General features: G+C 75.5%; 24 protein-coding genes. 9 read left to right on the forward strand and 15 right to left on the reverse strand.

Going from position 1 to position 26576, the window contains the following annotated elements:
• Window positions 1–27 precede the first annotated feature (27 nt).
• A complete protein-coding gene (locus ACZ64A_RS09780; protein WP_469809387.1) occupies window positions 28–795 on the reverse strand; it encodes an SDR family oxidoreductase in 768 nt (255 codons plus the stop codon).
• The gene (locus ACZ64A_RS09785) at window positions 795–2264 is read right to left on the reverse strand and encodes an MFS transporter (protein WP_469809388.1); all 1470 of its coding nucleotides are present in this window, start codon (window positions 2262–2264) and stop codon (window positions 795–797) included. Before ACZ64A_RS09785 ends, ACZ64A_RS09780 begins: the two co-directional genes overlap by 1 nt.
• Before the next feature lie 173 nt (window positions 2265–2437).
• On the opposite strand from ACZ64A_RS09785, the gene ACZ64A_RS09790 reads away from it, so the two are divergent.
• The 5 genes from ACZ64A_RS09790 (at window position 2438) to ACZ64A_RS09810 (ending at window position 7565) form a co-directional block, all read left to right on the forward strand.
• Complete coding sequence (locus ACZ64A_RS09790) at window positions 2438–4126, forward strand: FAD-binding oxidoreductase (protein WP_469809389.1); 1689 nt, start codon at window positions 2438–2440, stop codon at window positions 4124–4126.
• A 55-nt stretch (window positions 4127–4181) separates the two neighbouring features.
• On the forward strand, window positions 4182–4769 hold the full coding sequence (locus ACZ64A_RS09795) for an RNA polymerase sigma factor (protein ID WP_469810150.1): 588 nt from the start codon (window positions 4182–4184) through the stop codon (window positions 4767–4769).
• Complete coding sequence (locus ACZ64A_RS09800; RefSeq protein WP_469809390.1) at window positions 4766–5575, forward strand: MGMT family protein; 810 nt, start codon at window positions 4766–4768, stop codon at window positions 5573–5575. Before ACZ64A_RS09795 ends, ACZ64A_RS09800 begins: the two co-directional genes overlap by 4 nt.
• A 31-nt stretch (window positions 5576–5606) precedes the next feature.
• Window positions 5607–6149, forward strand: a complete 543-nt coding sequence (locus ACZ64A_RS09805; RefSeq protein ID WP_469809391.1) for a methylated-DNA--[protein]-cysteine S-methyltransferase — start codon at window positions 5607–5609, stop codon at window positions 6147–6149.
• Window positions 6150–6335: 186 nt separating this feature from the next.
• Complete coding sequence (locus tag ACZ64A_RS09810) at window positions 6336–7565, forward strand: class I adenylate-forming enzyme family protein (protein WP_469809393.1); 1230 nt, start codon at window positions 6336–6338, stop codon at window positions 7563–7565.
• Between the two features lie 70 nt (window positions 7566–7635).
• Here the strand turns inward: ACZ64A_RS09810 and ACZ64A_RS09815 are convergent, their stop codons facing one another.
• Window positions 7636–8448 carry an AfsR/SARP family transcriptional regulator gene (locus ACZ64A_RS09815; RefSeq protein WP_469809394.1) on the reverse strand — a complete coding sequence of 271 codons (813 nt, stop codon included), beginning with the start codon at window positions 8446–8448 and terminating at the stop codon, window positions 7636–7638.
• A gap of 176 nt (window positions 8449–8624) precedes the next feature.
• On the opposite strand from ACZ64A_RS09815, the gene ACZ64A_RS09820 reads away from it, so the two are divergent.
• On the forward strand, window positions 8625–9863 hold the full coding sequence (locus ACZ64A_RS09820) for an MFS transporter (RefSeq protein ID WP_469809395.1): 1239 nt from the start codon (window positions 8625–8627) through the stop codon (window positions 9861–9863).
• A 48-nt stretch (window positions 9864–9911) separates the two neighbouring features.
• Window positions 9912–10502, forward strand: coding sequence for a MarR family winged helix-turn-helix transcriptional regulator (locus ACZ64A_RS09825; protein ID WP_469809397.1), 591 nt, complete (start codon window positions 9912–9914; stop codon window positions 10500–10502).
• Window positions 10503–10517: 15 nt separating this feature from the next.
• On the opposite strand, the gene ACZ64A_RS09830 is transcribed toward ACZ64A_RS09825, so the two are convergent.
• From ACZ64A_RS09830 to ACZ64A_RS09860, 7 genes are all read right to left on the reverse strand, one after another.
• Entirely contained in the window at window positions 10518–11099 is a 582-nt protein-coding gene (locus ACZ64A_RS09830) for an ABC transporter substrate-binding protein (RefSeq protein WP_469809399.1), read from the reverse strand.
• Complete coding sequence (locus ACZ64A_RS09835; protein ID WP_469809400.1) at window positions 11096–11464, reverse strand: Ada metal-binding domain-containing protein; 369 nt, start codon at window positions 11462–11464, stop codon at window positions 11096–11098. Before ACZ64A_RS09835 ends, ACZ64A_RS09830 begins: the two co-directional genes overlap by 4 nt.
• Window positions 11461–12183 carry a 2OG-Fe(II) oxygenase gene (locus ACZ64A_RS09840; RefSeq protein WP_469809401.1) on the reverse strand — a complete coding sequence of 241 codons (723 nt, stop codon included), beginning with the start codon at window positions 12181–12183 and terminating at the stop codon, window positions 11461–11463. The genes ACZ64A_RS09835 and ACZ64A_RS09840 overlap by 4 nt, the downstream gene beginning before the upstream one ends.
• 58 nt (window positions 12184–12241) lie before the next feature.
• A complete protein-coding gene (locus ACZ64A_RS09845) occupies window positions 12242–12745 on the reverse strand; it encodes a methylated-DNA--[protein]-cysteine S-methyltransferase (protein WP_469809403.1) in 504 nt (167 codons plus the stop codon).
• Between the two features lie 304 nt (window positions 12746–13049).
• A complete protein-coding gene (bla, locus tag ACZ64A_RS09850) occupies window positions 13050–14054 on the reverse strand; it encodes a class A beta-lactamase (RefSeq protein ID WP_469809404.1) in 1005 nt (334 codons plus the stop codon).
• 388 nt (window positions 14055–14442) lie between these two features.
• The gene (locus ACZ64A_RS09855) at window positions 14443–14610 is read right to left on the reverse strand and encodes a hypothetical protein (RefSeq protein ID WP_469809405.1); all 168 of its coding nucleotides are present in this window, start codon (window positions 14608–14610) and stop codon (window positions 14443–14445) included.
• Between the two features lie 65 nt (window positions 14611–14675).
• A complete protein-coding gene (locus ACZ64A_RS09860; RefSeq protein WP_469810152.1) occupies window positions 14676–15350 on the reverse strand; it encodes an ANTAR domain-containing protein in 675 nt (224 codons plus the stop codon).
• A 277-nt stretch (window positions 15351–15627) separates the two neighbouring features.
• Here ACZ64A_RS09860 and ACZ64A_RS09865 point away from each other — a divergent pair, with 277 nt between their 5' ends.
• The gene (locus ACZ64A_RS09865; RefSeq protein ID WP_469809407.1) at window positions 15628–15981 is read left to right on the forward strand and encodes an STAS domain-containing protein; all 354 of its coding nucleotides are present in this window, start codon (window positions 15628–15630) and stop codon (window positions 15979–15981) included.
• Window positions 15978–16925: an anti-sigma factor RsbA family regulatory protein gene (locus ACZ64A_RS09870; protein WP_469809408.1), complete on the forward strand. Its 948-nt coding sequence runs from the start codon at window positions 15978–15980 to the stop codon at window positions 16923–16925. Before ACZ64A_RS09865 ends, ACZ64A_RS09870 begins: the two co-directional genes overlap by 4 nt.
• Window positions 16926–17961: 1036 nt before the next feature.
• Here the strand turns inward: ACZ64A_RS09870 and ACZ64A_RS09875 are convergent.
• From ACZ64A_RS09875 to ACZ64A_RS09895, 5 genes are all read right to left on the reverse strand, one after another.
• Complete coding sequence (locus tag ACZ64A_RS09875; RefSeq protein WP_469809410.1) at window positions 17962–18999, reverse strand: rod shape-determining protein; 1038 nt, start codon at window positions 18997–18999, stop codon at window positions 17962–17964.
• A 161-nt stretch (window positions 19000–19160) separates the two neighbouring features.
• Window positions 19161–23489: an SAV_2336 N-terminal domain-related protein gene (locus ACZ64A_RS09880; protein WP_469809411.1), complete on the reverse strand. Its 4329-nt coding sequence runs from the start codon at window positions 23487–23489 to the stop codon at window positions 19161–19163.
• Window positions 23479–24489: an AAA family ATPase gene (locus tag ACZ64A_RS09885; RefSeq protein ID WP_469809413.1), complete on the reverse strand. Its 1011-nt coding sequence runs from the start codon at window positions 24487–24489 to the stop codon at window positions 23479–23481. Before ACZ64A_RS09885 ends, ACZ64A_RS09880 begins: the two co-directional genes overlap by 11 nt.
• Window positions 24490–24509: 20 nt before the next feature.
• Window positions 24510–26162 carry a VMAP-C domain-containing protein gene (locus tag ACZ64A_RS09890; protein ID WP_469809414.1) on the reverse strand — a complete coding sequence of 551 codons (1653 nt, stop codon included), beginning with the start codon at window positions 26160–26162 and terminating at the stop codon, window positions 24510–24512.
• On the reverse strand, window positions 26159–26500 hold the full coding sequence (locus ACZ64A_RS09895; protein ID WP_469809416.1) for a CU044_2847 family protein: 342 nt from the start codon (window positions 26498–26500) through the stop codon (window positions 26159–26161). The genes ACZ64A_RS09890 and ACZ64A_RS09895 overlap by 4 nt, the downstream gene beginning before the upstream one ends.
• Between the last annotated feature and the right edge of the window lie 76 nt (window positions 26501–26576).

The raw sequence follows: 26576 nt of genomic DNA on the forward strand, positions 1-26576 counted from the left end.
CAGGACGGGCGCGTCGCCGTCCACCGGTCAGAGCCGTGCACCACCGCTCGCCTCGATGACCTGGCCGGTGACCCAGCGCGCGCGGTCGGACGCGAGGAAGGCGATCACGTCCGCCACGTCCTGCGGCTGTCCCACGCGCCGCAGGGCCGCCTGCTGCGCGACGAGCCGCTGCGCGTCGGGAGCACCGCGCAGCCAGCTCGCGTTGACATCGGTGTCGATCGTTCCGGGGGAAACCGCGTTCACGGTGATGCCGCGCGGTCCGAGTTCCTGCGCGAGGGTCAGCGTGAGCGTGTTCAGCGCCCCTTTCGTCAACGCATAGGCGATGACTTCCGGATAGGCCGTCCGGGTCACGGCTGACGACACGTTAACGATGCGACTGCCGTCGCGCAATCGTTCCAGCGCCTCTTGGACGAGAAAGAACGGGGCCCTCACATTGACCGCGAACATGCGCTCGTAATCGTCCGGCTTGGTTTCTTCCAGGGTGGCCCGCACGGAAGTCGCCGCATTGTTCACCAGGATGTCCACACCGGTATTCGGCGCGAACTCGACGACCTTCTCCTCGAACGCCGACCACAGCAGCCGCGGACCCTCCGGCTCGGCCAGGTCGGCTCCCACGGCGAACGCCGTGCCCCCGGCCGCCCGGATGCCGGCGACCACGTCGTCCGCCGCGCCGGCGGCGGAGGCGAAGTGGACGCCGACCACGGCACCGTCCGCCGCCAGGCGCTGCGCCGTGGCCCGCCCGATGCCGCGGCTCGCGCCCGTCACCAGCGCGGTCCTGCCCGTCAGTTCCCCCATCAGGCACCCGCCTCGGCTTCGGCGGCGGCCCGGCCACGGCCCAGGAAGAGCCACACGATCAGCGCGGACAGCAGCAGGAACGCGGAGAGCGCCGCCACACCCGCGTGCACGCCGCCCAGCATGGCGTCGGCCGCCGACCGCCCGTCGAGAGCGGACGCCCGCGCCGTGATCACGGCGCTGATGACCGGGATGCCCAGCGTGATGGCGATCTGCATGCTCATCGTCGTCAGGCCCGTGGCGAGCCCCTGCTCCTCGTCCGGCAGCCCCGAGGTGGCGCTGACCATGTAGGACACCAGGCTGTAGGCGTGCCCGAAGAAGCCCACCGACAGGGCCACCAGGACCAGCACCACGCCGGTGGCCGAGGCGTCGCCGAGCAGCAGCAGGACGCCGTAGCCGACGCACTGCACCACGAGCGACAGGGCCAGCACCGCCGGCGGCCCGATGCGGCCGAGCAGGCGCGGCGCGATGGTTCCGCCGAGCACCGTCAGCAGACCGGGCAGACCGATCACCACACCCGTGGTGAACGCCGGGAAGTCCAGCACCTTCTGCATGTACAGGGTGGTGGAGAACGAGGTCGCCGTCGTCATGGCGATGGACGCGAAACCGCCGAAGTTGCCCCACCGGACGGTGCGCCGCTTGAGCACCCGCACCGGGACCAGGGGCGTGGCGCTCTTCAGCTCGACGAACCAGAAGGCCACCAGCAGTACGGCCGCGGCGGCCAGCCACGCGTACACCTGACCGTCGGCCCAGCCGTCCTCACCGGCCCGGGTGATGCCGAAGACCAGCGCCAGCAGACCGGCCGTGACGGTGGCCGCGCCGGGGACGTCCAGCCGGGTCCGGGTGCGCGCATGACCTTCGGGCAGCACCGCGAGCGTACCGATCAGGACCAGCACGGCCACCGGCACGTTGATCAGGAAGGACCAGCGCCAGCTGAACAGCTCGGTCAGCGCGCCGCCGATCACCGCGCCGGCACTGAAACCACCGCCCAGCAGGGCGCCGTTGAGGCCCAGCGCACGCTGCCGCAGCGGCCCCTCGGGGAAGGTGGTGGTCAGCAGCGCGAGCGCGGACGGCACGGAGATGGCGGTGGCCGTGCCCTGGATCACCCGGGCCGTCAGCAGCACACCGGGCGACTGCGCCACGCCGCCCAGCAGCGAACCGGCGGCCAGCAGCCCGATGCCGAGGAGGAACACCTTGCGGCGCCCGACCAGGTCGGCGATGCGGCCGAACAGCAGCGTGAAGCCCGCCGCCGGCAGGGCGAAACCGGTGGTGATCCACTGCAGCTGGTCCAGCGAGAAGCCGAGCGAGTCGCCGATCACCGGCAGGGACACGGTCAGGATGGAGAAATCTGCGGCCAGCATGAACTGAGCGCCCAGCAGGACCGCCAGCGCCAGTTTCTGCCGGCCCGTCATGCGATCCGGTACGGCCGGAGCGCCGACCCTGGAGCCGGTCATCTCCCCCACGTCGGACATGTCGTCCCCTTCGGTTCGGTTGCCTGTCGCAGGGGGAACACCGCCCGGCGTCGCCGGGTTGCAGAGAATTCGAGCGCACTGTCCCGAGCGCTTCCGCCCGCCCGCAGCGGTTAGCGTCCCCGCCGGCCACCCGAGGCGGGCGGCCGTGAGGCGACGAGACGAGGGGACAGGACATGGCCGCAGAGCAGCCCACCGGAGGAACGCGCCGGCGCAGATTCCTCACCGCGTCGGCCGGAGCCGGCACCGCGGCCGTGCTCGCCGCGGGACCCGCCGCCGCCCTCGGCCGGGGACCGGATACCGAGCCGGACGCCCTGCCGCCGCAGACCGTGACCCCGCAGGACCGCCGCTACACCGAACTGGTGCGCGGCTGGAACCAGCGCTGGGTCGCCGCGCCCCGCGCCGTCCACCTGGCGCACACCCCCGCACAGGCCCTGGCCGCCGTGCAGGAGGCCGTCCGGTCCGGGCAGCGGCTGTCCGTGCGCAGCGGCGGGCACTGCTACGAGGACTTCGTCTACCACCCCGACGCGCGGCTGGTCGTGGACCTCTCCGGGATGAACCGCGTCGGCTACGACCCCGGGCACCGGGCCTTCGCCGTCGAGGCCGGGGCGCGGCTGCTCGACGTCTACGAGACGCTCTACCTGAACTGGGGCGTGACGGTCCCCGGCGGGATCTGCTTCTCCGTCGGCGCGGGCGGTCATGTCGCGGGCGGTGGCTGGGGCATGCTGTGCCGGCGCGACGGCCTGGTCGTCGACCACCTGTACGGGGTGGAGCTGGTCGTCGTCGACGCGGCGGGCACGGCACGTCTCGTCACCGCGACCCGCGAACCCGACGATCCCCGCCGCGACCTGTGGTGGGCGCACACCGGGGGCGGCGGCGGCAACTTCGGCCTGGTCACCCGCTACCTCTTCCGCAGCCCGGGCGCCGACCCGGCGGGCGACCCCGGCACGCTGCTGCCCGTGCCCCCGCACGAGGTCCTGCTCTCCACGTCGGCCTGGTCGTGGCAGGAGCTGGACCACGCCGACTTCGTGACGCTGGTCGGCAACTACGCCCGCTGGCACGCGGCACACCGCGCCCCCGGAAGCCCCTACGACGCGCTGTGCAGCTATCTCGTGCTCGGTCACCGCTCGAGCGGGGCGGTGGCCCTCACCACCCAGGTCGACGCCACGGTGCCGGGCGCCGAGGCCCTGCTGGAGTCCTTTCTTGCGCAGATCGGCGCAGGCGTGCGGGCCCGGCCGAGCGGCGCCGGCCTGCCCGCCGGTGAGCATCCGGTCCCGGCCGGCTTCGCCCCCGCCCGCCGCCTGCCCTGGCTGAACGCCACCCGGCTGCTCGGCACCACCAACGCCCTCGTCAACGACCCCAGCCAGTACAGCGACTTCAAGTCGGCGTACTTCAAGAGCGCCTTCACCGCGCAGCAGATCGAGGCCCTGTACCGCGCCCTGGCCCACGACGACCGGGGCAACGCCACCACCGCGGTCACCCTGAGTTCGTTCGGCGGGCAGGTCAACGCCGTCGCCCCCGACGCGACGGCGTCCGTGCACCGCGACTCGGCGTTCAAGGCGCTGTGGGGAGTCTTCTGGACCGACCCGGCGCGCGAGGCGGACTGCCTGGCGTGGATCCGCGGCGCCTACGGCGACGTCTTCGCGGCCACCGGTGGCGTGCCCGTCCCCGGCGCGGCCACCGACGGCTGCTACGTCAACTACCCGGACGCCGACCTGAGCGATCCGCGCTGGAACACCTCCGGCGTGCCCTGGCACCGGCTCTACTACGGCGAGAACTATCCGCGCCTGCAGCGCGTGAAGCGGACCTGGGACCCCGGGGACGTGTTCCGCCACCGGCAGTCGGTGCGGCTGCCCGGCCAATGAGCGGCCCCCGCCGCCCGATGCAACCCTTTGCGGCACCGTGGTGTTCTGGACGGTGATGGAAGAGATGGCCGAGCAGCTGACCGAGCGCCTGGCAGTGGATCTCGACGACGGCTTCACGGAGCTGGTCCGGGTCCACGCCACGGCGGTCCGCGCGTTCCTGTTCCGGGTCTCCGGATCCGCCGCCGAGGCGGACGACCTGGCGCAGGACACCTTCCTGCGCGCCTACACCGCGCTGCGGGGCTACCCCCCACAGCGCCGCCGGGACCTGCGCCCCCGGGCCTGGCTGATGACCATCGCCACGAACGTGTGGCGCAACCACGTCCGCACGAGCGTGCGCCGTCCCGTGGCGGTCACGACCGCGGAGGACGCGTGCCTGTCGTGGCCCGACGGCAGCCCGGGGCCGGAGGAACGGGCCGGCACGGCCGACGACCGGGGGCGCCTGGTGACCGCGCTGACGCAGTTACCCGAGAGCCCCCGGGTGGCTGTCGTGCTGCGGCACGTGGTCGGGCTGAGTTACGGCGAGATAGCCGAGGCCCAGGGATGCCCGGTGGGCACGGTGAAGGCACAGGTGTCCCGGGGCATCGGTAGCCTTCGGACCCTGCTGGAGACCGAGGACCCACCCCCGAGGGAGGTGCTGAAGTGAGTCCGAACGACGAGGGCCTTCCGCCTTCGGAAGCCGACGTGGAGGGTGCGCTGGCCGATCTCACTTCTCCCGCGCCGCTGGATTTCGGGCTGCGGGTGCTGCGGCACGTGGGAATCGCACAGGACCGCTACGACCAGTACGTGCGCCTGGAGACGGACAGCGGAGGGCTGTACGTGGCGTTCAGCCCGCACGCCGTCACCGGCGCCGTACTGGAGACGATGGTCGTGAGCACGCAGATGTTCGAGGAGCTCCACTGGAGCCGGACCGGGCGGACCGCGATCCGTGCCACCGTTCCGCTTCCAGGACTGCGTACGGCTGTGCGGACCAGGCGTGCCAGGAAGCTGGCGATCGATCTGGGAGACATGTCCGCCGCCCAGCGCGCAGTCCTGGAAGCGGTGCGGAGTGTCCCGGTGGGGCAGCTGCGGCCGGTGAGCTGGATCGCGCGGGAGGCCGCGGTCCCTGACGCCTCCGACGTCGTCGAGGCGCTGCGGGCCAACCCGGTGATCCTGCTGGTGCCCTGCCACCGGGTGACCCACGACGACGGCGCCCCGTGCGACGCCGCGTACCTGCCCGGCACCGGGCGGGCCCTGCGAGCCGCCGAGGGCATCGACATGGAGCGCCTCGCGCGGTTCACCGAGGAGGGCGCCGTGCTCCTGGGCAGCGACACCACGCGCATCTTCTGCCACCCGACCTGTGCGCACGCCCGGCGCATCACACCGCAGCACCAGCGTCCGTTCCACAGTGCCGTCGAGGCCCGCCGGGCCGGCTACCGCGCCTGCCGCGTGTGCCGTCCCGTCGCGGCCTGACGGCACGGCGACGACCGACAAGGAGGGCCTCATGGCCAGCGACGTGACGTCCGGTCCGCTACCGGTCTCGATCGTCCGGCACCGCACACCCCTGGGCACGCTGACGCTCGCCGCGTCGGACGAGGCCGTGCTGTACTGCGCCTTCGCCGACGCGGACGAGGCCGGACGGTACCTCGCCGCCTGCGCCGGGGCCCGGGTGGACGCACCGGGACCGGCCCGCGGGCTGCTGCTGGAACAGGCGGCCGAGGAGCTCGACGCCTATCTCGACGGCCGGGTGCGGGCCTTCCGTGTGCCGGTGGACCTGCGCGCCGCCTCCCCGTTCGTCCGCTCCACCGTGACCGCGCTGGACGGCTTCGTCGGCTACGGCCACACCCGGACGTACGGCGCGCTCGCGGCGCGGCTCGGCAGACCCGGAGCGGCCCGCGCGGTCGGACGCGCCCTGGGTGCCAATCCCGTGTGCGTGATCCGGCCCTGTCACCGCATCGTCGCCGCCTCCGGCCGGCTCAGCGGCTACGCGGGCGGCGCACAGGCCAAGCGCCACCTGCTCGACCTCGAGACGCACCACCTCCCGTGACCCGCCGGCCCCCGGACCGGGACGGGCAGTGACATCCCCCGCGCTGCCCGTCCCCGCGGACCGTTCGTCCCGCCCGCCCCGGCGGGCGGGACGAACGGCCCCGCGCCGCTCACGCAAGACGTTCACCCTCCGTGCGTGCCGTCGAGGACGGCACCGGTCCCGACGACGAGTGGAACGAGCATCTCCGTGCGTGAAACCTCCCACGACGCGCCCGACTGGTGGGGCGCCCACCTCATCGCCCGGCCACCCGACCACGCTCCCTGGGCAGTGGCCGGCCACCCGGTGACCTACGGCCGACTGCGGGCCCAGTTCACCGCCCTGCGCCGGCTCTTCCTCGCCCACGGCATCCGCCCGGGGGCCACCGTGGCCCTGCGCGGATCCCCGAGCTTCTCGCAGGTGTGGTCGGTGTTCGCGCTGTGGTCACTGGGCGCCCAGGTGTGGCTCATGGGGCCCTGGATCAGCGGCCGTGAACTGGGCCGGCTGCTCGACGCCGGGCGGCCCCAGTTCCACGTGGCCTTCGCCGCCGGCCCGGCGCCCGACGTCTTCCGCGACGAGTGCGAGATCCTGGTCCGCCGGCTGCGCGGAGGCCGTCCCGCGGTCACCGACCACTGCCTGGTGCAGTTCTCCTCGGGCAGCACCGGCTTCGCCAAGGCGATCGGGCGCGACCCCGCCTCGCTCCTCGCCGAACTGGACGTCTTCCGCCGTATCGAGGGCATGCCGGGAAGCGGGGCGCGCGTGATGGTCCTCGGCTCGCTCGCACACTCCTTCAACCTGATCGGCGGCCTGCTGCACAACATGAACGCCGGGGCGACGACCGTCTTCCCGCGCAGCACCGCCGTGCCGGCCGTGCTGCGCGCCGCGATCCGGTCCGGCGCCGACACCCTGTCGGGCACCACCGAGCACCTCGTGCGGCTCGCCGTGGGCAGCCGGCCCCTGCGGATGCCGGCCCTGCGGCGCGCGATCGCCGGCGGCGCCCGGCTGGACGACGCCGTGTACACCGCGTTCGCCGAGCGCCAGGGGGTGCGGATCGGACAGGCCTACGGCACGACCGAGACCGGGATCATCGCGGCCGATCCGACGGGCTGGTTCGGCCCGGGCACGGTCGGGATGATCGCGCCCGGTGTGCACGTCCGGCTGGTGCGGGGCGAACTCCAGGTGCAGCTGCACCGCAGCCCGTACCTGGAGCTGCCGACCGCTCCGGAGGACCTCTACGAGGCCGGGCCCGCCGGCGGTGAGGGGTGGCTGCGGACCCGGGACCACGCCCGGTTCGATCCGGACAACGGTGCGCTGCGGCTCACCGGGCGCATCGACCGGCTGGTCGACCGCACCCCGCTGACCAGGGGGTTCGACCGGGCGCTGCTCGCCGACCGGACCGTGGCGCGGCTGCTCACCCGGGGGGTCGGACCGGCCTCCTGACGCCGGCGGCCGGTCCGCCGCCCCGGGGCGGCGGACCGGCCGGTCTGGTGGGCGCACGCGTGCGGCCGGGTCAGTACCTCGCCACCACGGTCGGCAGCTGCCCCGCCGGGACCGCGAGGTCGGCGGAGGCGAGGATCCTGCGTTGCAGGTCCTGTACCGACGCGCCGGGCTCGATCCCCAGCTCGGACACCAGGGTGAGCCGCAGCCGGTTGAAGACCTCCAGCGCCCGCGCCCGGCTCCCGGACATCCCGAGGGCGCGCATGTACTGGAAGTGCAGCCCCTCGTGAAGCGGATTCTCGGCGACCGGAATCGTCAGATCGCAAATCGCCTCGTGATACTGCCCGACGCCTATCCGGGCCGCCGACATCGCCTCGACCACACCGAGGCGCGTGTCGTGCAGCTGGCGTCGCTGAGTTTCCAGTACGGGCCCCGTCACCACATCCGCGAAGGCCGGCCCGCGCCAGACGGCCAGGGCGCGGGCGAGGAGATTGATTCCCTCCAGTAATTCGCCGTTCGTGATGGCCCGGCGACCCCGCGCGGACAATTCGGTGAAAGTTTGATGGTCGTAGCCGACCAGGGTGTCGCTGATGGCGTACCCGCCCGGCTGCGTGACCAGCAGCTTGTCGGCGACAGCGCGGCGCGGCAGGCCCCACGCCTGCGCCAGGTGCTTCCTGATCTGCACGACGTACGTGTGGATGTTGCGCAGCGAGCTGGCCGGGGGTGTCTCCCCCCAGATCTCCCGCACCAGCACGGTGACGGGGACCAGCCTGCCGGGGTTGCCTCCCAGAACGCCAAGGATGGTTCTCGGTTTCGGTGCCAGGTTCACATGATCGATTGCTTCACCCTGGGAAATCGCCAAGGGTCCCAGTATGTCGATGTCCATCCATTCTCCCCGTTGAACCTAGCCCAGTGCACCGGAGTTTCGGCGTTTAGTTTACAGCGCAAAAAACGCACTCGAACAAGCTCGCGCCTATTGGCCAAAAATCGATCCGGGCCGAAACAATGCCACTGTGCAACGGGGCGGTCGCGTTCGGTGTTCCCGGAACAATGAACAGGAATGTGTCCCCGAAGGCACCGGCCGGACCGGCCCGCCGCGCCCCGGCCCGCCGCGCCCCGGCCCGCCGCGCCCCGGCCGACCGCACCGCGACGCTCCGCTGGGCCGCCGCCCTCGGCAACGCCGACTGGTACGTCATGGGCCAGCTGATCGCCGTCCTGGCCACCACCTGGCGCACCGACGTCACCACCGTCACGACCGGCATCGCGGCCTACTCCCTCGGCAACGGCTGCGCGCTGCCGCTGTGGGGGGCCGTGGCGGACCGCCACGGAGCCCGGCGCAGCCTGCGCACCGGCCTGCTGTGCGCCGCGGCCGCCTCGGCCGCCTGCGCCGTCTGCCCGGGCCCCGCCTGGTGGGTGGGACTGCGCCTGGCCGCGGGCGCCTCCTTCGCCTGCGTCACCCCCTGCGTCTCCCTCTTCTGCGAGGCCACCCCCTCCGCGCGCGAACGGCACCGCGCCCTGGCCGGGATCACGGCCGCCGCGGCGGCCGCCGCCGTCGCCACCCCGCTCCTCGCGATGCTCGTCGTCCGCACCGGGTCCTGGCGGCAGACCTTCCTCCTGCTCGCCCTGCTCGTCGCGGGCACGGCGGGCATGCTGCGGGGCGACCGCCCCGCGCCCCGGCTCGTGCCCGGCCCGCGCCGGCCCGCCCCTCCCACGCCCACCCCTCCCACCTGGATACGAAGACCGGGCGGCGGTCCCTCGTCCGCCGCCTACTGGACCGTCGTGGGCGTCGGTGCCGCGGAAGGCGTCGCCCTGCTCACGCTGCCCGCGCTGCTCGCGCCCTCGCTCGCCCTGTCCGGCGCGCCGGCCGTCACCGCCCTGGTGGCCGCGCTCAACCCGGCCGGCGTGTGGGGGAGCACGCTCCTGCTCCAGCGCCCCTGCCGGGACTGGCGCCCCACCGCGCTGCTCGCCCTGGGCGGAGTGCTGGGCGTGGCCGGCGCCATGCTCGCCGCGGCGTCGCCGGACGCCCTCGCCCTGTGCTCCGTCGCCGTCCTGCTGGGTCTGTCGTGGGGCTGCCTGCACACCACGCTCCAGACCTGGCTGCCCCGCCTGCTGCCACCCCGGGCCCGGGCGCGCGCCGCCTCCCTCTTCGCCGCCTCGGCCATGCTGACCAGTTCCCTCACCATCCCGCTCAGCACGTCCCTGCTGCTCGACGGCGCCCGGGCGGCCGTGTTCACCACGGGCGCCCTGGCCTGCGCCGGTCTGACCTGCCTGGCGATGGTCCTGGCCCGGCGCTGGACCTGACACCCGAACCGTCCGTGCCGCCCACGGCACCCGGCACCAGGAGACACCGTGTCCCTCGCACATCCCGTTCTGACCCCGCACGAACAGCGCGCCTGGCGGACGTACCGCGAGGCCAGCCGCCTGCTCACGGAGTACGTCGACCGGCGGCTGCGGCACGAGGCCCGTATCCGCTCCGCCCACTACACACTGCTGGTCCAGCTCGCCCAGGCCCCCGGGCGGCGCCTGCGGATGACGGAGCTGGCGGCGGGCGCGCGGATGAGCCCCTCCCGCCTGTGCCACGCGGTCGACCGGCTGCAGTCTTTCGGCTGGGTGCGCCGGGAGGCCTGCGCGACGGACCGGCGGGGACAGATGGCGGTGCTGACCGACGACGGGCTCGACACCCTCGCCCGGGCCGAGCCGGTGCACACCGACGCGATACTCCGGGTCTTCTGCGGCCGGCTGACCGCCGAGCAGCAGCGGGAACTGCGGGAGATCACGGAAGCGCTGGCCCGCGGGGCCCGCGGGGCGCGCGGGACGAGCGGAAAGAGCGCGGAGCCGATGGAGGACCACCGCCCCGAGGACCATCGCCCCGAGGACCACGGCCCCGTCCCGCCCGCCGGGCCGCGCTCCGGCGCGGGAGCGGCGGCGGACGGGAGATGACCACCCGGGGTGCGGTCAGGGGACGGGCGGGTGCGGAGCGGTGCCGTCGGGGGGTGGGAGTGTGATGACCGCCCGTCCCCGCACCTGCCACGTGCCGCCTTCGGCGGTCGCGCCGCTCAGGCCGTCCACCGCCTCCGGCCCGGCCAGCGCCGGCAGGCGCGAGTCCGCCAGACCGGCGAAGGCGTGGCTGCGGCGCGGGTCCCAGTCCGTGGAGTGGCGCAGCCGGCGAGCGAGCTGCGCGAATCCGGTCACCGTGGCGGCGAACACCCAGGCGTCGGGCGCCGCCGCGGTCAGCCGTACGGCCGGACGCAGCCAGGACGCGGCGCTCTCCGGCCAGTCCACCGTCGCGACCACCGTGCCACCCGCCTCCTCCCAGGCCGCGGTGAAGGCATGCGCGGCCGCCCGGCACACCGCGTCACGGCTGTGGCCGACCGCGACGGTCCGCGGCCCGCGCCGGGGGCGCGTCAGCAGGCCGAGCAGCGCGCCCAGCTCCGGCGCGGTGGGCCGGACCGGTGGGGCCATCGGGCCGTAACCGGCGAGGTCCGCCGCCGGGACGAGGGGCGAGCCGGCGCCGTACCGCCCGGTGTGCGCGTTCATGACGGTACGTCTCCTTCCCGTCGATCTCCTTCCCGCAGGTCTCCTTCCCGCAGGTCTCCTTCCCGCCCGCGCGGTCCGGCCGCGCGGGTCGCGGCCTTCCACGATGCGTACGCCTCGGGCAGGCATCTCGCGCACGGCCGGTATCCGGCCGCGACCGCGGTGGCCTCGTCGGCGAAGAAGACCCGGTGCGCCGCGTACGGTCCGCGGGCCAGGGCCCGCAGCGCCGAGGCGCAGTCCAGGCGGCCGTACAGCCTCGCGCCCCGGTGCCCGCCCAGCGTGCCGGGCGTGTCACTGGGGTACGCCCGGCCGTCCGGTCCGAGCAGCGTCCAGGTGCGCCGCACGCCGTGCGCCTCCCCTTCCGTCATGACGCGTCGTGGAAGACCAGGCCCAGGGTGTGCCGCCGGCCGGAGCGGACGGTGCTCACGCCGTGGCGCATCGGGCCGTTGGACCAGCCGCGCTTGCTCGCCACGGGCCGGTCGCGGGTGGTGAAGACCAGGCCGTGGCCCTGCGGCAGGGTGGTCGAGAAACCGCGGGACTGGGCGCGCGGCCGCTGCTCGGTCATGAGGAACTCGCCGCCGGTGAAGTCCTCGCCGGGGACGTCGAGCCCGACGACGACCTGGAGCGGGAAGAGCATGTCGCCGAAGACGTCCCGGTGCAGCGCGTTCCAGTCGCCCGCGTCGTAGCGCAGCAGGATCTGCGCGGAGCGGCTCTGACCGGCGCCGTGGCACATCCGGAGCCACTCGCCGAGGTCGTCGGGCCACGGCGCGGGCTTGCCGAGCCTGCCGGCCCACTCCCGCGCGATGGGCAGCAGCCGCGGGTAGAAGGCCTCGCGCAGCTCCCGCACCGGCTCGGGGAGGTCATGGGTGAAGTAGCGGTAGCACCCGCTGCCGAAGCGGTGGCGTGCCATGTCCACCGTGGTGCGGAAGTGCTCCTCCTTGTCGAAGAGCGCGGAGATCGCCCGGCAGGCGCCGGGGTCGAGGAGCCGGCCGGTGAGCGCGCTGCCGTACGCGTCGAGTTCGCCGGCGAGGGCCGCCCAGTCCTGGGCCGCCACGCGTGCCGCGATGCCGTCCGTCGTTCGAGTCATGGTGGGAGTTCCTCGGATCGGGGGCAGGGGTGCCGCCGTGTCCGCCGGTGACGCGGGGTCACAGCAGCGTGGGCTGGAGCACGCCCTCATGGGTGAGCAGGTGCACCTTGCGCTCGACTCCGCCTGCGTACCCGCGCATGGTGCCGTCCGCGCCGATCACGCGGTGGCAGGGCCGGACCAGCAGCAGCGGGTTGGCCCCGATCGCGGCGCCCACGGCCTGGACGCCCTGACGGTCCACGCCCACCCGTTCCGCGATCCGGCCGTACGTGGTCGACGTGCCGTAGGGGATCTCCTCCAGGGCGTCCCACACGCGGCGCTGGAACGCCGTGCCGGCGGGCGTCGGCGTGAAGTCGAACCGGGTGAGTGTGCCGGCGAAGTACGCGGTGAGCTGGCGGGTGATGTCCGCGAAGGGCGCCTCGTCGTGCCGCCATCCGGCAGGCAGGGCCGCGGCCCGGTGCCGGCCGGGCATCGACAGCGAGGTGAGGGTGAATCCGTCGCCGGCCTCCTCACCCACCAGCAGCAGATCGCCGAGCGGGCTGGCGGTGGTGGACCAGTACGTCATGGTCGCCTCCTTGCGGGACGGTGTGTTCCGTTGTCCACACTGACGCACGGCGGGGCCTGGGGCTGGCGGGATTCGGACATCACGCTGGGCCCTTTCCGCGGGCGAACCGGGCGCCCCGCAACCCGGCCGTCACCCGGCGGAACGACGCGGAACGACGCGGAACGACATGGAACGGCACTGCGGTCGGCGCACGGCGTCGGCGGCGACGAGGGGCCCCGCCCGGGGGGCGGGGGCCGGGGAGCCGGGGAGGGCCGGGGGGAATCGGCGCGGGCCCGGTGAAGGTCCGCGCGCCCGCGCCGGACCGTCACTCGCCCGGGGCCAGGCCGCGGGCCAGAAGGCGGGCCGTCTCCTCGATCAGGCGGTTGTCGACCGGGGCGTCCGGAGCGGCCTTCGAGGTCAGCACCGTGAGCACGAGCGGCGTGCGCTGCGTCGTCCAGGCGACGCCGACGTCGTGGGCGCTCGCGTAGTCGCCGGTGCCGGTCTGGTCGGCGACGGCCCAGCCGGCCGGCAGCCCCGCGCGGAAGCGTTCGCCGCTGGTGGTGTTGCCCTTCAGCCAGGCCACCAGCTTCTCGCGGCCCGCGCCGGACAGCGCGTCGCCCAGCGTGAGGGCCGCGTAGGAACGGGCGAGGGCCCTCGGGGTGGTGGTGTCGCGCGGGTCGCCGGGGACGGCCGTGTTCAGCTGGGGCTCCCAGCGGTCGAGCCGGCTCACCCGGTCGCCGAGCGAGCGCAGGAAGCGGGTCAGCCCGGCGGGGCCGCCGATCTGGCGCAGCAGCAGATTGCCGGCGGCGTTGTCGCCGTACCGGATCGCGGCCGCGCACAGGTCGGCCACCCGCATGCCGGTGCCCACGTGCTTCTCGGTCACCGGGGAGTTCGGCAGCAGGTCGGCGGCCGGGTAGGCGATGACCCGGTCGAGCGGGGCGCAGTGGCCGTGGTCGCGCAGTACCGCGGCGGCGGCGAGCGTCTTGAACGTCGAGCACATCGCGAACGGCTCGTCGGCCCGGTGGGCGACGAACTGCCCGGTGCGCGTGTTGCGGGCGTACACGCCGAGCCGGGCGCCGTAGCGCTCCTCCAGATCCCGCAGCCGGCCCTCGACGTCACGCAGCCGCTGCGGTGCGGGGGACGCGGCGGAGGCGGCGGTGGCTGAGTCTGGGGAAGCGGGGGTGGTGGTGGCGGTGGGGGAGTCTGCGGAGGCGAAGGCGTTGGCGGAGGAGGCGAGGACGGCGGTCGGCGCGGCCAGGCCGGCCTTCAGCAGCGGGCGCCGCGCCGGGGTGGGGGAGCTGGTGGTGGCGGAGCTGGTGGTGGCGGTCATCGCGGGGTGCCTCCCAGGGTCCGTCGTGCCGGTGACTGCCGGTGATCGACGGGCCCAGCGAAACAGCCGCACCGCGCGCCTGTCCAAGAGACCCGCCCGCGTTTCGCCGACTCGGACGCCGTGGGGCTGTTTCGCCGGCGGAGACGCCCTGCCGGCGGCCGCCGTGCCGCCCGGCGAGGCGCCTCGGGTCGTTGCGCTGCCGGAGACACCGTGGGGGCGCGCGTGCTGCCCGGTCGGGCACGTCGGCCCCACGGGCGCCGAAGGGCCGACCGACCCGCGGTCGGCCGTCGGCACGCGGATCTGCTGTCCGCGCGGGGACCGCTGTCGCCGCGCGGCCCCACGCCGGCCGCCGCCGGGACGTGGGGTCCGGGACGGCGGCCGGTCGGGTTCACTGCGGCGAGTCGGCCGTAGCCGTCACCTCGGTGTCGTCGTCGCGTTCGCCCTCCGCCTGGGACGGCGTGGTCTGGGGGCTCGTCGGCTCGTCGGTCGGGTCGGAGGTGTCGTCGACGGTCTGCCGCTCGCCCTCGGCCTGCGACGGGGTGGGTTCGGTGGTCATGGCATCCTCCCGGGTCCGTCGGTCGCCGCCCGAGTACCCCGGGAGATCACCGGACCACACCGCTGTCAGGACGGCGGCCGGGAGTCGTGCTGCCCGGACCGGTGACGGGACAGGGCCGTGCGCAGCGCCGAGCGGATCTCCGCCGGTGGGGGAGCGCCCTCGGCTTCGGCACCGGCGGTGAGCATCGAGGCCACCGTACGCAGCTTGGTGTTGGACAGCTGGGAGGCCTCCCGCAGGATCGTCCACGCCTCCTGCGAGGTGCAGCCGTGCGCTGCCATCAGGATGCCGCGCGCCTGGTCGATCACCGGGCGGGAGACGATCGCCTGCCGCAGCTGGGCGATCTCCTCCTGCAGCGTCCGCAGCCGCTCCGCCCGCTCCAGCGCCACCGCCGAGGTGGTGCGCGGCGCCGGGCCGGCCGGTCCCGCACCGCCGTGGGCGGTGCTGCGCAGGGGTTCCCCGGTGTCCAGGCCGGCCAGCTCCAGGATGCGGCGGGGCTGGCCCTGCCAGTGCGCGGTCCGCACCGGTACCCCGTGCCGGTGGCGGTGGTCGTCCAGCAGGTCCAGGAAGCCCAGCCCGGCCGTGTCCATGAAGTGCACGCCGGACATGTCCAGCTCGATCTCCCGCACCCCGTCCGGCAGCCTCCCCAGGGTGTCCGCCAGGGTCCGGGCGCAGCCGTGGACCAGCTCTCCCTGCGGCCGCAGCTCGGCCCGCCCGCCGCTCACGCGGGCCTCCACGACCAGCGCGTCCAGCTGTCCGGCCAGTGGTGGCCGGGTCGTGGCCGTACGGTCTGTGCCCCCGTGGTCTCCGACGGTCCTCACGGCGTCGTGCCCCCTGTGCCTTTCGGTCGGTGTGCTGCCCGCGGTCTTCCCGCGCGCCCGCGAGGATCGGACTCCTCGCTGTCACGCTGCGCCTGCCCGGCGTACTGTCTCCCACACACGTGCTCCCGCACCGGCGGCGCCGGGCGGCATGGCCGGGTACCGGGCGGGTAGACGGAGATCGTTCGAGGAGGTGGCGGGTATGGGCAGCCTGGACGGGGTGCCGACCGCGCCCGTCGACGCGATGCCGGCGCTGACGCTGGCCCCGCTCTCCGGCCGGTCCGGTCTGCGGGCCGCGGGCGAGATCAGCCTGGGGACCCGTGGGGAGTGGGAGCGTGCCCTGCGAGATGTGCTGTGCGAGGACGATGATGTGTACTACCTGGAGTTGTCCGCGGTGACGTTCGCCGATGTCGCCGGGGTCGGTGCGCTCGCGGACGCGGCCCAGCGGCTGCCCGACGGGCGCCGCATCGTGCTGCAGCGCCCGCCGGCCGTGGTGAGCAGGGTGCTGGAACTGTTCTGGCCCGGGACGGCGGCGATCGAGGTGTCGATGTCATGAGTGCGAACGAGGCGCCAGCGCCGGCCGATCCGTTCGTCCACCCCGCGCTCTTCTACCGTGACCCGCAGGAGTACATCGCCGGCACCGTCCCCTTCGTGCGGGCCGGGCTCGACGCCGGTGAGCCCGTCGCCGTCGCCGTCCCCGGCGACAACCTGGAGCTGATCCGCGCCGAGCTGGGCGACGACGCCGGCCGGGTGCGGCTGCTGGACATGCGCGAGGCCGGACGCAACCCGGGCCGTATCATCCCCGGCGTGCTGCGCGCCTTCGCCGACGCCCAGCCCGCCGGACGCCGGGTGCGGATCATCGGCGAGCCGATCTGGGCCGGGCGCAGCGCCACCGAGTACCCGGCCTGCGTGCAGCACGAGGCGCTGATCAACGCCGCGTTCCAGGGCCGCGAGGCCACGATCCTGTGTCCTTACGACGTCGTCCGGCTGCCGGAGCGGATGGTCGCCGACGCCTACGCCACCCACCCGACGGTGATCCCGACCGGCGCGGTCGACGAACGCCTCAGCCACGCGTACGCCCCCGCCGAGGTCGTCGCCCGCTACAACGAGCCGCTGCCCGCCGCCGCCCCGGACGTCGCGGCGTTCGACTTCGACCGGGCCACCCTGTCGGCGGCCCGGCACCACGCGGTCGGCGAGGGAGCGCGGCTCGGACTCGAGGGCGTACGGCTGGACGATCTCGCCCTCGTCGCGGCCGAGCTGACCACGAACAGCGTGGTGCACGGCGGCGGGAGCGGCACCCTGCGGGTGTGGGCCGAGGGCGGCCACGTGGTGTGCGAGGTCCGGGACGCCGGGCGGCTCGCCGACCCGCTGGCCGGCCGCAGGCCCGTCCCGCGCGACCAGCGCGGCGGCCGGGGCCTGCTCCTGGTGAACCTGGTCAGCGACCTGGTACGCCTGCACACGGCCCAGCCCGGCACAACGGTCCGCGCCTACCTCAGCTGACGCCCAGGGCTGCCGCCACCTCGGCCGACAGGCAGAGCCGGCGCCCACTTCGGCCGACGCGCAGGGCCGGGGCCCACTTCGGCCGACGCGCAGGGCCGGCGCCCACCTCGGTCGGGCGCGCAAGGCCGGCGCCCACTTCGGCCGACGTGCAGGGCCGGGACCCACTTCGGCCGACGCCCGTCATCGGCTGAGGCCGCCGAGAGGCCCGGCGGCCTCAGCATGGACGCTCCGGCGGTCGCCGGCCCACCGGGCGGGGCAGACCGGGAGCCCGCGCCGAAGCGCGCTGCCGACCTGCGGCAGCGGGGCGGGAGGTGAAAGCCGACGCGAGTGACGGCCCCCGGCCGTGGCGCCACACGGCCGTGGGGCCCCCGGCCAGGGGCCCTACAACAGCGCGCGACGCCTCCCGGCGGGAGTCCGGGGGCGGCGCGCAGGGCCCCGGCGCGGGATCCGGGCAGCGGTGCGCAGCGCCTTCCGGCGGGGGAAGTGAGCGCCGACGCGCACTGCCTACCGGCCGGAGGTCCGGACAGGCGGCGCGCAGCGGCTCCCGCGAGGGATCCTCGCCACGGCGCGCAGCGGCCCCGCCGCGGGATCCGGGTAACCGTCGCAGCGACCCTGCGCGGGGGCGGAATGACGGCGCGCAGCGACCGCGGGTGGGTCCGGACGGCGGCGCGTAGCGGCCCCGCCGCGGGTCCTGGGCGACGGCGCGCAGCGTCCCCGACGCGCGCTGCCTGCCGGCTGCCGGAGGTTCTGACGGGCGGCGCGCAGCGGCCCCGCCGCGGGACCCGGACGACGGCGCGCAGTGACCCCCGTGAGGGCAACCCGCCACGGCGCGCAGCGACCCGCTGTGGGTCCGGGCGACGGCGCGCAGCGTTCCCGACGCGCGCTGCCTGCCGGCTGCCGGAGGTCCTGACGGGCGGCGCGTAGGGCCCCCGCCGCGGGACCCGGACGACGGCGCGCAGTGTCCCCCGTGAGGGCAACCCGCCACGGCGCGCAGCGACCCCGTGGGATTCGGGACGCGCGCCCGGTCCGTGCGCGTTCAGGGGGCCAGGGGGTCCAGGTGGAGGGGTTCGATGCGGCCCTCCAGCATTGCGCCGAGGCCTTGCGCGGCGCAGATGTCGGGGCGGTCGGCGATGTGGACCGGCATGCCGGTGGCCTGGCGCAGCATCTGGTCGAAGCCGGGGAGCAGGGCGGAGCCGCCGACCATCATGATCCCGCGGTCGGCGAGGTCGGCGACCAGGTCGGGCGGGCAGTCCCGCAGCACCTTGCCGATGCCGTCGAGCACGGCGGTCAGCGGCGTCTGGATGGCGTCCCGTACGGCGGCGGTGTCCACGCGGACGCTGCGCGCGAGCCCGGTGGCCACGTCCCGGCCGTGGATCTCGGTGGACGCCGGGCCGTGCGGGGTGAGCCCGTTGCCGGACAGGGCGAGCTGCAGCGGACGTACGGACTGGCTCGGCAGCATCAGCTCGTGTTCGTGGCGCAGGTGCTGCACGATCGCGTGGTCCACGGCCTCGCCGCCGACCGGGATGCGTTCTGCGGTGACGATGGAGCCGAGGGAGAGCACCGCCACCTGCGTGGCCGCGGCCCCGCACACCATGATCATGGTGGCCTCGGGGCGCTCCACCGGCAGCCCGCACCCCACCGCCGCGGCGATCAGCGTGTCGACCAGCTCCACGCGTCGCGCCCCGAGCCCGACCAGCGTCTCGATCGCGGCGCGCTGGGCGAGCGGGTCGGCGTCGTGCGGGGTGCAGGCGGCGGCCCGCAGCCGGGGCTTGCGGCGCAGCTGGCGGCGGATCTTGTCGCCCAGCAGGTGCCGCAGCATGCGCTGCGCCATCTCGATGTCGACGACGGTGCCGCCCGACACCGGGCGCACCACCCGGATGTAGTCAGGGGTGCGGCCCGTCATCTTCTCGGCGAACTCGCCGACCGCGATCAGCGCGCCGGTGCGGGTGTTGACGGCGGCGGCGGACGGCTGGTCGACGACGAGCCCCGCGCCCTTGACGTAGACGCGGGTACGGGCCGCCCCCAGGTCGACGGCGAAGTGGCAGCGGCGCAGCTGCTCCAGACTGGCGGTCATGGCTGGCGGTTCCTCCCGTAGGTGGCGGGCCTGTTTCGCATCCTGCGGGGCCAAGGTGTGCGCCGCTTGCTGAAGGGGGCCGGGCGGGGCGCCGCTGAACGGGTGTTTTGTTTTGCCGCGCCCGTCCGACGCGGGCCGCCCGCACCGGAGCAGACGGAGCGTCAGCGCGGCGGCAGGGCGCGTGCCACCTCCAGCAGCGGATCCAGCGACCGGACGGTGGTCCCGCAGCCCGCCTCCCGCAGCTCCCGCCGAAGGAGCACGGTGCGGGCCAGCCCCACGAAGGGCAGCCCGAGCCGCCGCGCCGCCGCCAGCTCCGCAGGCGAGGACCCGATCAGCACCGCGGCCGACGCGGGTCCACCGTCCAGGGCCCGCAGCAGACGGTCCGGGTCGGGCATCAGCCGGGTGAGGTCGTCACCGCGGCCGTGGACGCCGTCCAGCGGCAGCCCGTACGGCTCCAGATACCGGCGTACGGCCTCCTCGGACACGTCCGTGACCACGTGGACCCGGCGCCCGGAGCCGTGCAGCGCACGGATCAGCGCGGCGCACTGATGGGTCGTCGGCGCGTCCGGCACCGCCCGCAGCTCCAGCTCGTCCAGGCGCGAGCGCAGCAGCGGTCCGAGCCGGTCGCGGGCGAAGGTGCGCAGGACGTCCAGCGGGTGCACCGACGCCTCCCGCACCGCCTCCGCGGCCAGCGGACGGCCCGTCAGGGCGTCCTCGGGGTCGCGGTGCTCGGCGACCAGCGCGAGCAGGTCGAGCGCGGCCGTACGGGCCGCCGCCGCGGAGTAGAGGCGGGCGACCGGCCCCTCGAAACCGACGAGCACGGTCCGCGCGTGCGCCAGTACCTCGCCCAGCGGCAGGTCCGCCGCCACCGGGGCCGGCGGCCCGGACGGCGGCGCCCCTTGCGGGGCCAGCCGCACCCGGCACGTCACCGCGAGCCCCGGCACGGGCCAGCGGCCCAGCTCGTTGTGGACCGCGCGCTCGGCACCGGCCGCCCGGCGCACCGGGTGCCGGCCGGTGACCCGCGCCGCCCGCTCCCGCACGTGCGCCGACAGCAGCGCGGCGACGTCCTCCGGTTGGGCGTGCACGAAGGCGACCGGGTCCTCGACCCGCCAGGACAGCTCGACGACGGCCGTGAAGTCGCCCTTGCCGGAACTGGGCAGGGTCATCTCCTGCCGGATCTGCCGCGGGGTCAGGTCGACCTCGTAGTACGTCGTGACGCGGGCGTCGGCGGGCAGGTGCGGGCGCGCCGGGTCGAGGAGGGTCGGGGGGCCGTCGGCGTCCAGGTGCACGACGGCCGTGCGGCCGGGGGCCGGTATGCCGAGTGCGCGCCGGTCCCGGGCGATGAGGGGCCCGCGGACCAGCTCCCGTTCCTCCTCGTCGGCCGACGGCGACAGCGGGCAGTACCAGGCCAGGGGCGGATCCTGGGGCGAGGGACCCCACACCGGCCGGAACCGGGGGGGCCGCGCGGCAGCGGAGCTGGCGGCGAACTCGGCGTACAGGGGCGCCGGTACGACGACATGGCGGCCCGGGACCAGCCGCTCCGGCAGCGGGGCCCGCCCGAACGCCACGCGCAGCCGGGGCTGGCCGGGCAGGAGCACGGGGAACATCCGCACCACGGCGACCAGGACGGGGAGCAGATAGGCGTCGGGGTCGGTGCGCACGAGGTAGCCGTCCTCCCGGACCAGCACCTCGTACCGCTGCGGGGACAGCGAGCGGGAGAAGACCTCGTGCACGGCCGCTTCGAGGGAGATGCGGTCCTCCGGGCTGTGTCGGAGGCTCGCGGTCCGGAAGGAGACGACGGGCGACATGGGCGTGGGGACGAGCAGGGACTCCAGGTCGCGGCGCAGGAAGTTCAGCTCCGCGCGGGCAGCGACGGCGGCCGGTCCGGGAACACCGTCCAGGGGGGCGCCGCGCCACAGGTCCAGCGCCTTGCGGGCCAGTTCACTGCGGCGTGCCGGGTCGTCTGCGGCCCGGGCCCGGTCGGCCAGGCCGGCGGCGAGCAGCGTGTCGATGTCGGCGGCGGCGGGGGCCGGGCGCAGGGACAGGGTGTCGCCGTCGACGACGATGTCCGCGTGGGGTGCCACGGCCGAGCGCAGGTCGCGCAGGCGCCGCAGAACGAGGTCACGCGCCATGGGCCGCTGTGACATGCCCGCGGCCAGGTCGTCCAGGGTGGCGGTGCCTCCTCGCAGGAGCAGCACACCGAGCAGCGCCCACGGCGCCCCCCCGGGGACCGGCAGCACGCGGTCGCCCCGGGTGACCTTCGGCGGGCCCAGCAGCCAGTAGCGCAGGCGGTCCGACGGCCAGGTCAGACGGCGCAGCCGGCCGGCGCCGCTCTCCTGGAGCTCGGTCAGGTCGGAGGTGAGTTCCGCGCGGGCGACGGCCAGTTCCCGGGCCGGCGCCGGGGGCAGGTCCTGCTCCGGGCAGAGCGAGGGCAGGAGGTGCCCCAGGGTCCGCAGGTCCTCCGCCCGGCTTCCGGTGTCGGCCGGTCCGCCGAGACAGGTCAGCACCGGTCCGCGCGGGGTGAGCAGGACCTGCCCGGGATCGAACCCGCCGTACGGGCGGCCGTGCGCCTCAAGGGTGTCGAGGGCGTCGACCAGCGGCGGGAGCAGCGCGACGGCGGCGGCCGCGCCGAGGGCGGCCGGTGACCCGGCGATCAGGTCGGGAAGGGACTGTCCCTCGACGTACTCCCGCACCAGGTACGGGTGTCCGCCGGCCGTCCCGTGGTCGCGGATCGCCGCGATCGCCGGGTGGCGGACCGCCGCGAGCCGCTCGGCCAGGTCCGCGAAGCCGCCGTCGGCCCACGTCAGCGGGGTGTGCCGGCGCACCACGACCTTCGCGTCGCCGTCCTCGGTGTCCTCCGCGAGCCAGCTCGCGCCCGCGACGCCGAGCCGCCGGAGCAGCCGGTACCGCCCCGCGAACAGTTCCTCCTCGCCGCGGCCCTCCGCCAGCCGCCGTACGCTCTCCCGGCTGACGTGGGCGAACGCCTCCCCGTCGACGTCCGTCGGACGGCCCGCGGCCGTCGGCGTGGAGGCGCGGAACTCGCCCCGTGCCCGGCCCGCCGCCGTGTCGATCAGACCGCCGATCCGCTCCAGCACGTCCGTCGTGCTCTCGCGTGCCGAGCGGGGCAGGCTGCGCAGCAGCAGCTCCCGTACGCCGGGCCGGAAGGCGTAGGAGCCCGGTGGACCGGTGACCGTCTTCAGCATGCCGCTGAGGATCACCTCGGCCAGGTGCCGCGGCTGCGGATCGGGCTCCACCGCGGCCTGGACGAGCCGCATCACCGGCAGGTGCGGGCGGCCCACGGCGAGGTGCCCGGCCAGCCGGAACGCCTCCGGGGACGCCGTCGCGCGAAAGCGCAGCACCAGGTCCTGCGCGGACAGCCGGGACACGTCGGTGCGGTCACCGGCGTCGGCGGGCAGTGGGCGGCGCAGGGCCGCGCCGGCGGCGGGGACCTCGGTGCGGCCGGGTCCGGAGAGCAGCGCGGCCCAGTTCGCCAGCCAGCGCGGTCCCGGCTCCAGCACCGGCACGACGACCGGGGCGTCCGCCTCGTACGGGTCGGGCGGCTCGTACGGCGTGAAGGTCAGGGCGGCCGCCGGGGCCGCCGGGTACGGGGCCGACAGCCGGCCGGGGACCGCCGGCAGGGCCGTGTCCCTCCACAGGTGCTCCGGCAGCGGCTGGACGACCGCCACCGGCATCCGGGCGGCCCAGCGGCGCAGGGTGGCGTACCAGCGGCTGCCCGCGGGACCCTCCCGCCACTGCGGGCCCATGCAGTCGCTGACCAGGAGCAGCACCGTGCGGCCGTCGGCGGGCGCGGCGGGACCGTGGACGGTGCCGTCGGGGTCGGCGCGGTGACCGGTGACCGTGCGGAAGAGGCCCGAGCGGGCCAGCGTGGTGTGCAGTTCGCGCACCAGGGGCCGCCACACCGGCATCGTCGGCCCGGCGTCGTACACCAGGTGCAGGCGCAGCCAGCGCTCGCGGGCCGGGCGCAGCACCGGCAGCCACCACTGGGGGCCCGCACCCAGCCGGGCGATGCGCTCGGCGGTCGCCCGCTCGTCCAGCTCACGGCCCGAGGCGGCGTCCACGCGGCGGCCCAGCGGGCGCAGGGCGCGCTGCAGGGCCAGCGGGTGCGGCAGCATCGGCGGCGCGGGCGCCAGCAGCGAGGTGTGCGGCGCGGTCGGGGCGCCCGGCGCAGGCCGCGGGGCGGGCAGGTGCAGCGGGGCGCGGGGCGGGGCGGGCGCGGACGCCCGTGGGGGCGCGGGTGCCGGCTGCGGCCGGTCGTCCGGTTCCGGGAGCCGCGGTGCGGCCGGGGCCGGCGGCTCCTGCGGCCCCGGTGGTTGCTCGCCCGCATCCTCCAACTGCCCGGCCAGCCAGAGCACTTCGGCCAGCTCCAGTGCGGTCGGCCGGGGGCCGCCCGTCGCCTCGGCCAGTGCGCCGGACAGGCGTCCCAGGGCCGCCGGGAGGCCCGGCGGGGCGGAGGAGGGGTCAGAAGACATCGGCCTGCGCGCCCTGGCCCAGGTACGGCATGAGCCGCTCCGCCAGCTCGTCCAGGGACGTGGCGTCCAGGTCGGCGGAGCGGGCCAGGTAGATGGCGTTGAGCAGCTGGTCGGTGGCCAGGTCGCCGGCGCCCGCCCGGGACAGGAACCGGTCGATCAGCCGCCGCGCCCGCTCGTCCGGCTCGCCCAGGTGCGCCCGCACGATCTCGGCGAGGTGCCCGTCGTCGGGCTGCCGCAGCCGCAGGGCGACACAGCGGCGCAGGAACGCGGGCGGGAACTCGCGCTCGCCGTTGCTGGTCAGCACCACGAACGGAAAGGCCCGGCAGCGCACCCGGCCCCGCTCCACCGGCACCCGCTCGTCGGTGCCGTCGATCATCACCTGGGCGCGGCCCTCGGGCGAGTGCCGGGCGGAGCGCACCAGTTCGGGGATCTCGTACTGGCCCTCCTCCAGCACGTTCAGCAGGTCGTTGGGCAGGTCCAGGTCGCTCTTGTCGATCTCGTCGATGAGCAGGGCGCGGGGACGGGCGTACGGCAGCAGGGCGGTGCCGAGCGGGCCGAGGCGCAGATGGTGCTCGATCCCGGCGTCGGCCGCCTGCGGCCCCTGCCGCGCCGCGTACAGCCGTGACAGCGGGTCGTACTGGTACAGGCCGTCGTGCAGGGTGGAGCGGCTGGTGATGTTCCAGCGCAGCACCGGGCCGAGCCGCAGCTCCCGCGCCACCGCGTACGCCAGCGACGACTTGCCGGTGCCGGGCGGGCCGGTGACCAGCAGCGGACGGCGCAGATACAGGGCCGCGTTGACCAGCTGCACGGTCTCCTCGGTCGCCTGGTAGGTGAGGGCGCGGTGCGCGCGGTCGGGGGAGACCGCGGCGGCGTCGGCGCGCTCGTCCGGCACCTCCAGCACCGGGCCGCCGTCGAAGGCCCGCCAGGGCGGGGGCGGCGGCAGCCGGTCGACGCCGTCGTGCGGGGTGCCGGTGCCGGTGTAGACGGGCCAGGAAGGCATGGGGTGCTTGCTCCAGGGGTTCATCGGGCGACCGGGGTGTGCAGGCTCGCGGCGGGCTCCGGGAAGCAGCGCGGGTCGTCCCACAGCAGCTGCAGCTCGCGCGCCCAGTGCCCGTCCGGGTCCTCGGCGTCCGCCGTCAGCCGCAGCTTCTGCACGTGCCGGGGCAGTTCGGCGGGGGGTACGCCGGTGAGGGACGCCGTCAGCTCGTCGAGGAACACGGTGCCCGCGCACGGGCCGTCGTGCCCGCTGCCGGGGCAGCCGGTGCGCCGCCACAGCAGGACGGGCACCGGGACGGTGAGCGAGACCGCGAAGTGCTCGGCCGAGGCCGGGGGCGGCGCGGCGAATCCCGCGAGGTGCGCGTCGGAGTCCCACAGCCGTTTGCGCAGCCCGCCGGGGCGCTCCCGGGTGCCGCACTCCACGCGGTACACGGCCGCGCCCGGCGAGGCGTCCAGCTTCTGCCACTTCTTGCGCAGCTGGTGACGCAGCCGGCCGCTGCGGTGCCGCGCCCGGTCGGTCACCACCAGCGGATAGGCGCAGCCCAGCGGCGTACCGTCGTCGGGGCTGCACTCCCACTGCGCCACCGGCTCGTTCAGCCACTCGCGCGGCAGCACGAACGTCACCAGTTCCTCCGCGTCCGGCGCGAGCTGGTCGGCGGCCTCGTCCAGGCGCTGCTGGACGTAGGCGCGCACCGCGTTCCTCGGCAGCCGGCGGGTGCCGACGGGCCGGCGCCGCCCGTCGCGGTACGCGGACACCTCGACGGTGACCTGCTCGGGCCCTTCGCCGCTGTGGTCGATCTCCACCACGACCGGGGACCAGGCGGCGGCCGGCTGTGCGGGCACGGCGGTGTCGAGGAGTTCCTCCAGCCGGTCGGCGAGCCGGACCGCGGCCTCCGGCTCGGGCACCTCCCACTGCACGTACGCGGCCGCCGCGGACAGCGAGGCGAAGCCGCCCGGGGGCAGCGGCGGCCCGAACGGGCCCACCGCGTCCCCGTACAGCCGGTTGGCGTCACCCGCCCGGCCCTGCGCCTCGGCCCGCCGCACCAGCGCGTACAGCCGGCGCAGCGCCTCGGGCCGGTGACCGGTCGGCACCAGCTCGCCGAGGCCCGGCCAGTAGCGGGCCATGACCTCGGTGGGCAGCATCCGGCCCACCCGTGCGTCCCGGCCGCCCGCGACCGCCGTGACCATGCCGACGACCGTGCCGTCCTCCAGCGCCACCGCGGCCCCGCTGAACCCGGCCGCCAGCGGCTGCCCGTGCCCGGTCAGCGCCTCCAGCTGCACCCACTCGTCAAAGATCCGCGGCCCGGGCAGCGCCCGGTAGGAGGCGAGCATGCCCTCGTCGTAGCCGCGCGGGAAGCCGTAGGCGATCAGCTGCCGGCCGCCGCGCTCGGCGCCGGGCGGCGCGAACCGGGCCGGGGCGAGGGGCACGTCCTCGGGCAGCTCCAGCACCGCGAGGTCGCCGGGGTCCGCCGCGCCGCCCCGCCAGCCGCCGTGCACGGCCACCGCGGCCGGTAACCCGGCGAGGTGACGGGAGTTGGGGAAGGTCACGCCGACCGGGTCGGTGCCGGCGTGCCGCACCACGTGCGCGCAGGTGAGGACGTGACGGGCGGAGACCAGGAAACCGGCGCCGACCTCGTTGCCGCAGACGATGCGGGCGTGCCAGGCGGTGCCGCTCATGACGAGGTCTGCGGGTCCCGCGCCGAGCCGCCGGGCGACCAGCTCAGCTTGACGACCAGATGCGCCTCGGCGGCCCCCTTGGCGATGACGGCACCGGCCTCCGCGCTCATCTTCACGCCGAACTCCAGCTCCACCGCGTCCGGTTTCAGCGTTCCGTCGCGCAGCACCCGCAGCGCCGACTCGGCCGCCGCGCGCACGCCTGCCAGGGAGCCCTCGAAGGTGCGCGCGGCCTGCGCGGTCCCGCCGCGCGAGACCAGCCGGGCGCCCGCGGCGTCCTCCACGCCCTCCACCACGACCAGTGCGCCGTCCTCGGTCGTGAACTCCACCAACTCGTCCAACGTGCCGCCAACTCCCCCGTGCCGTGGTGACCTTGCCGGAAGACATTGTTGCGGACGTCTCCGGTGCGGTGAACCG

Source organism: Streptomyces sp. NPDC104814, assembly GCF_055583185.1.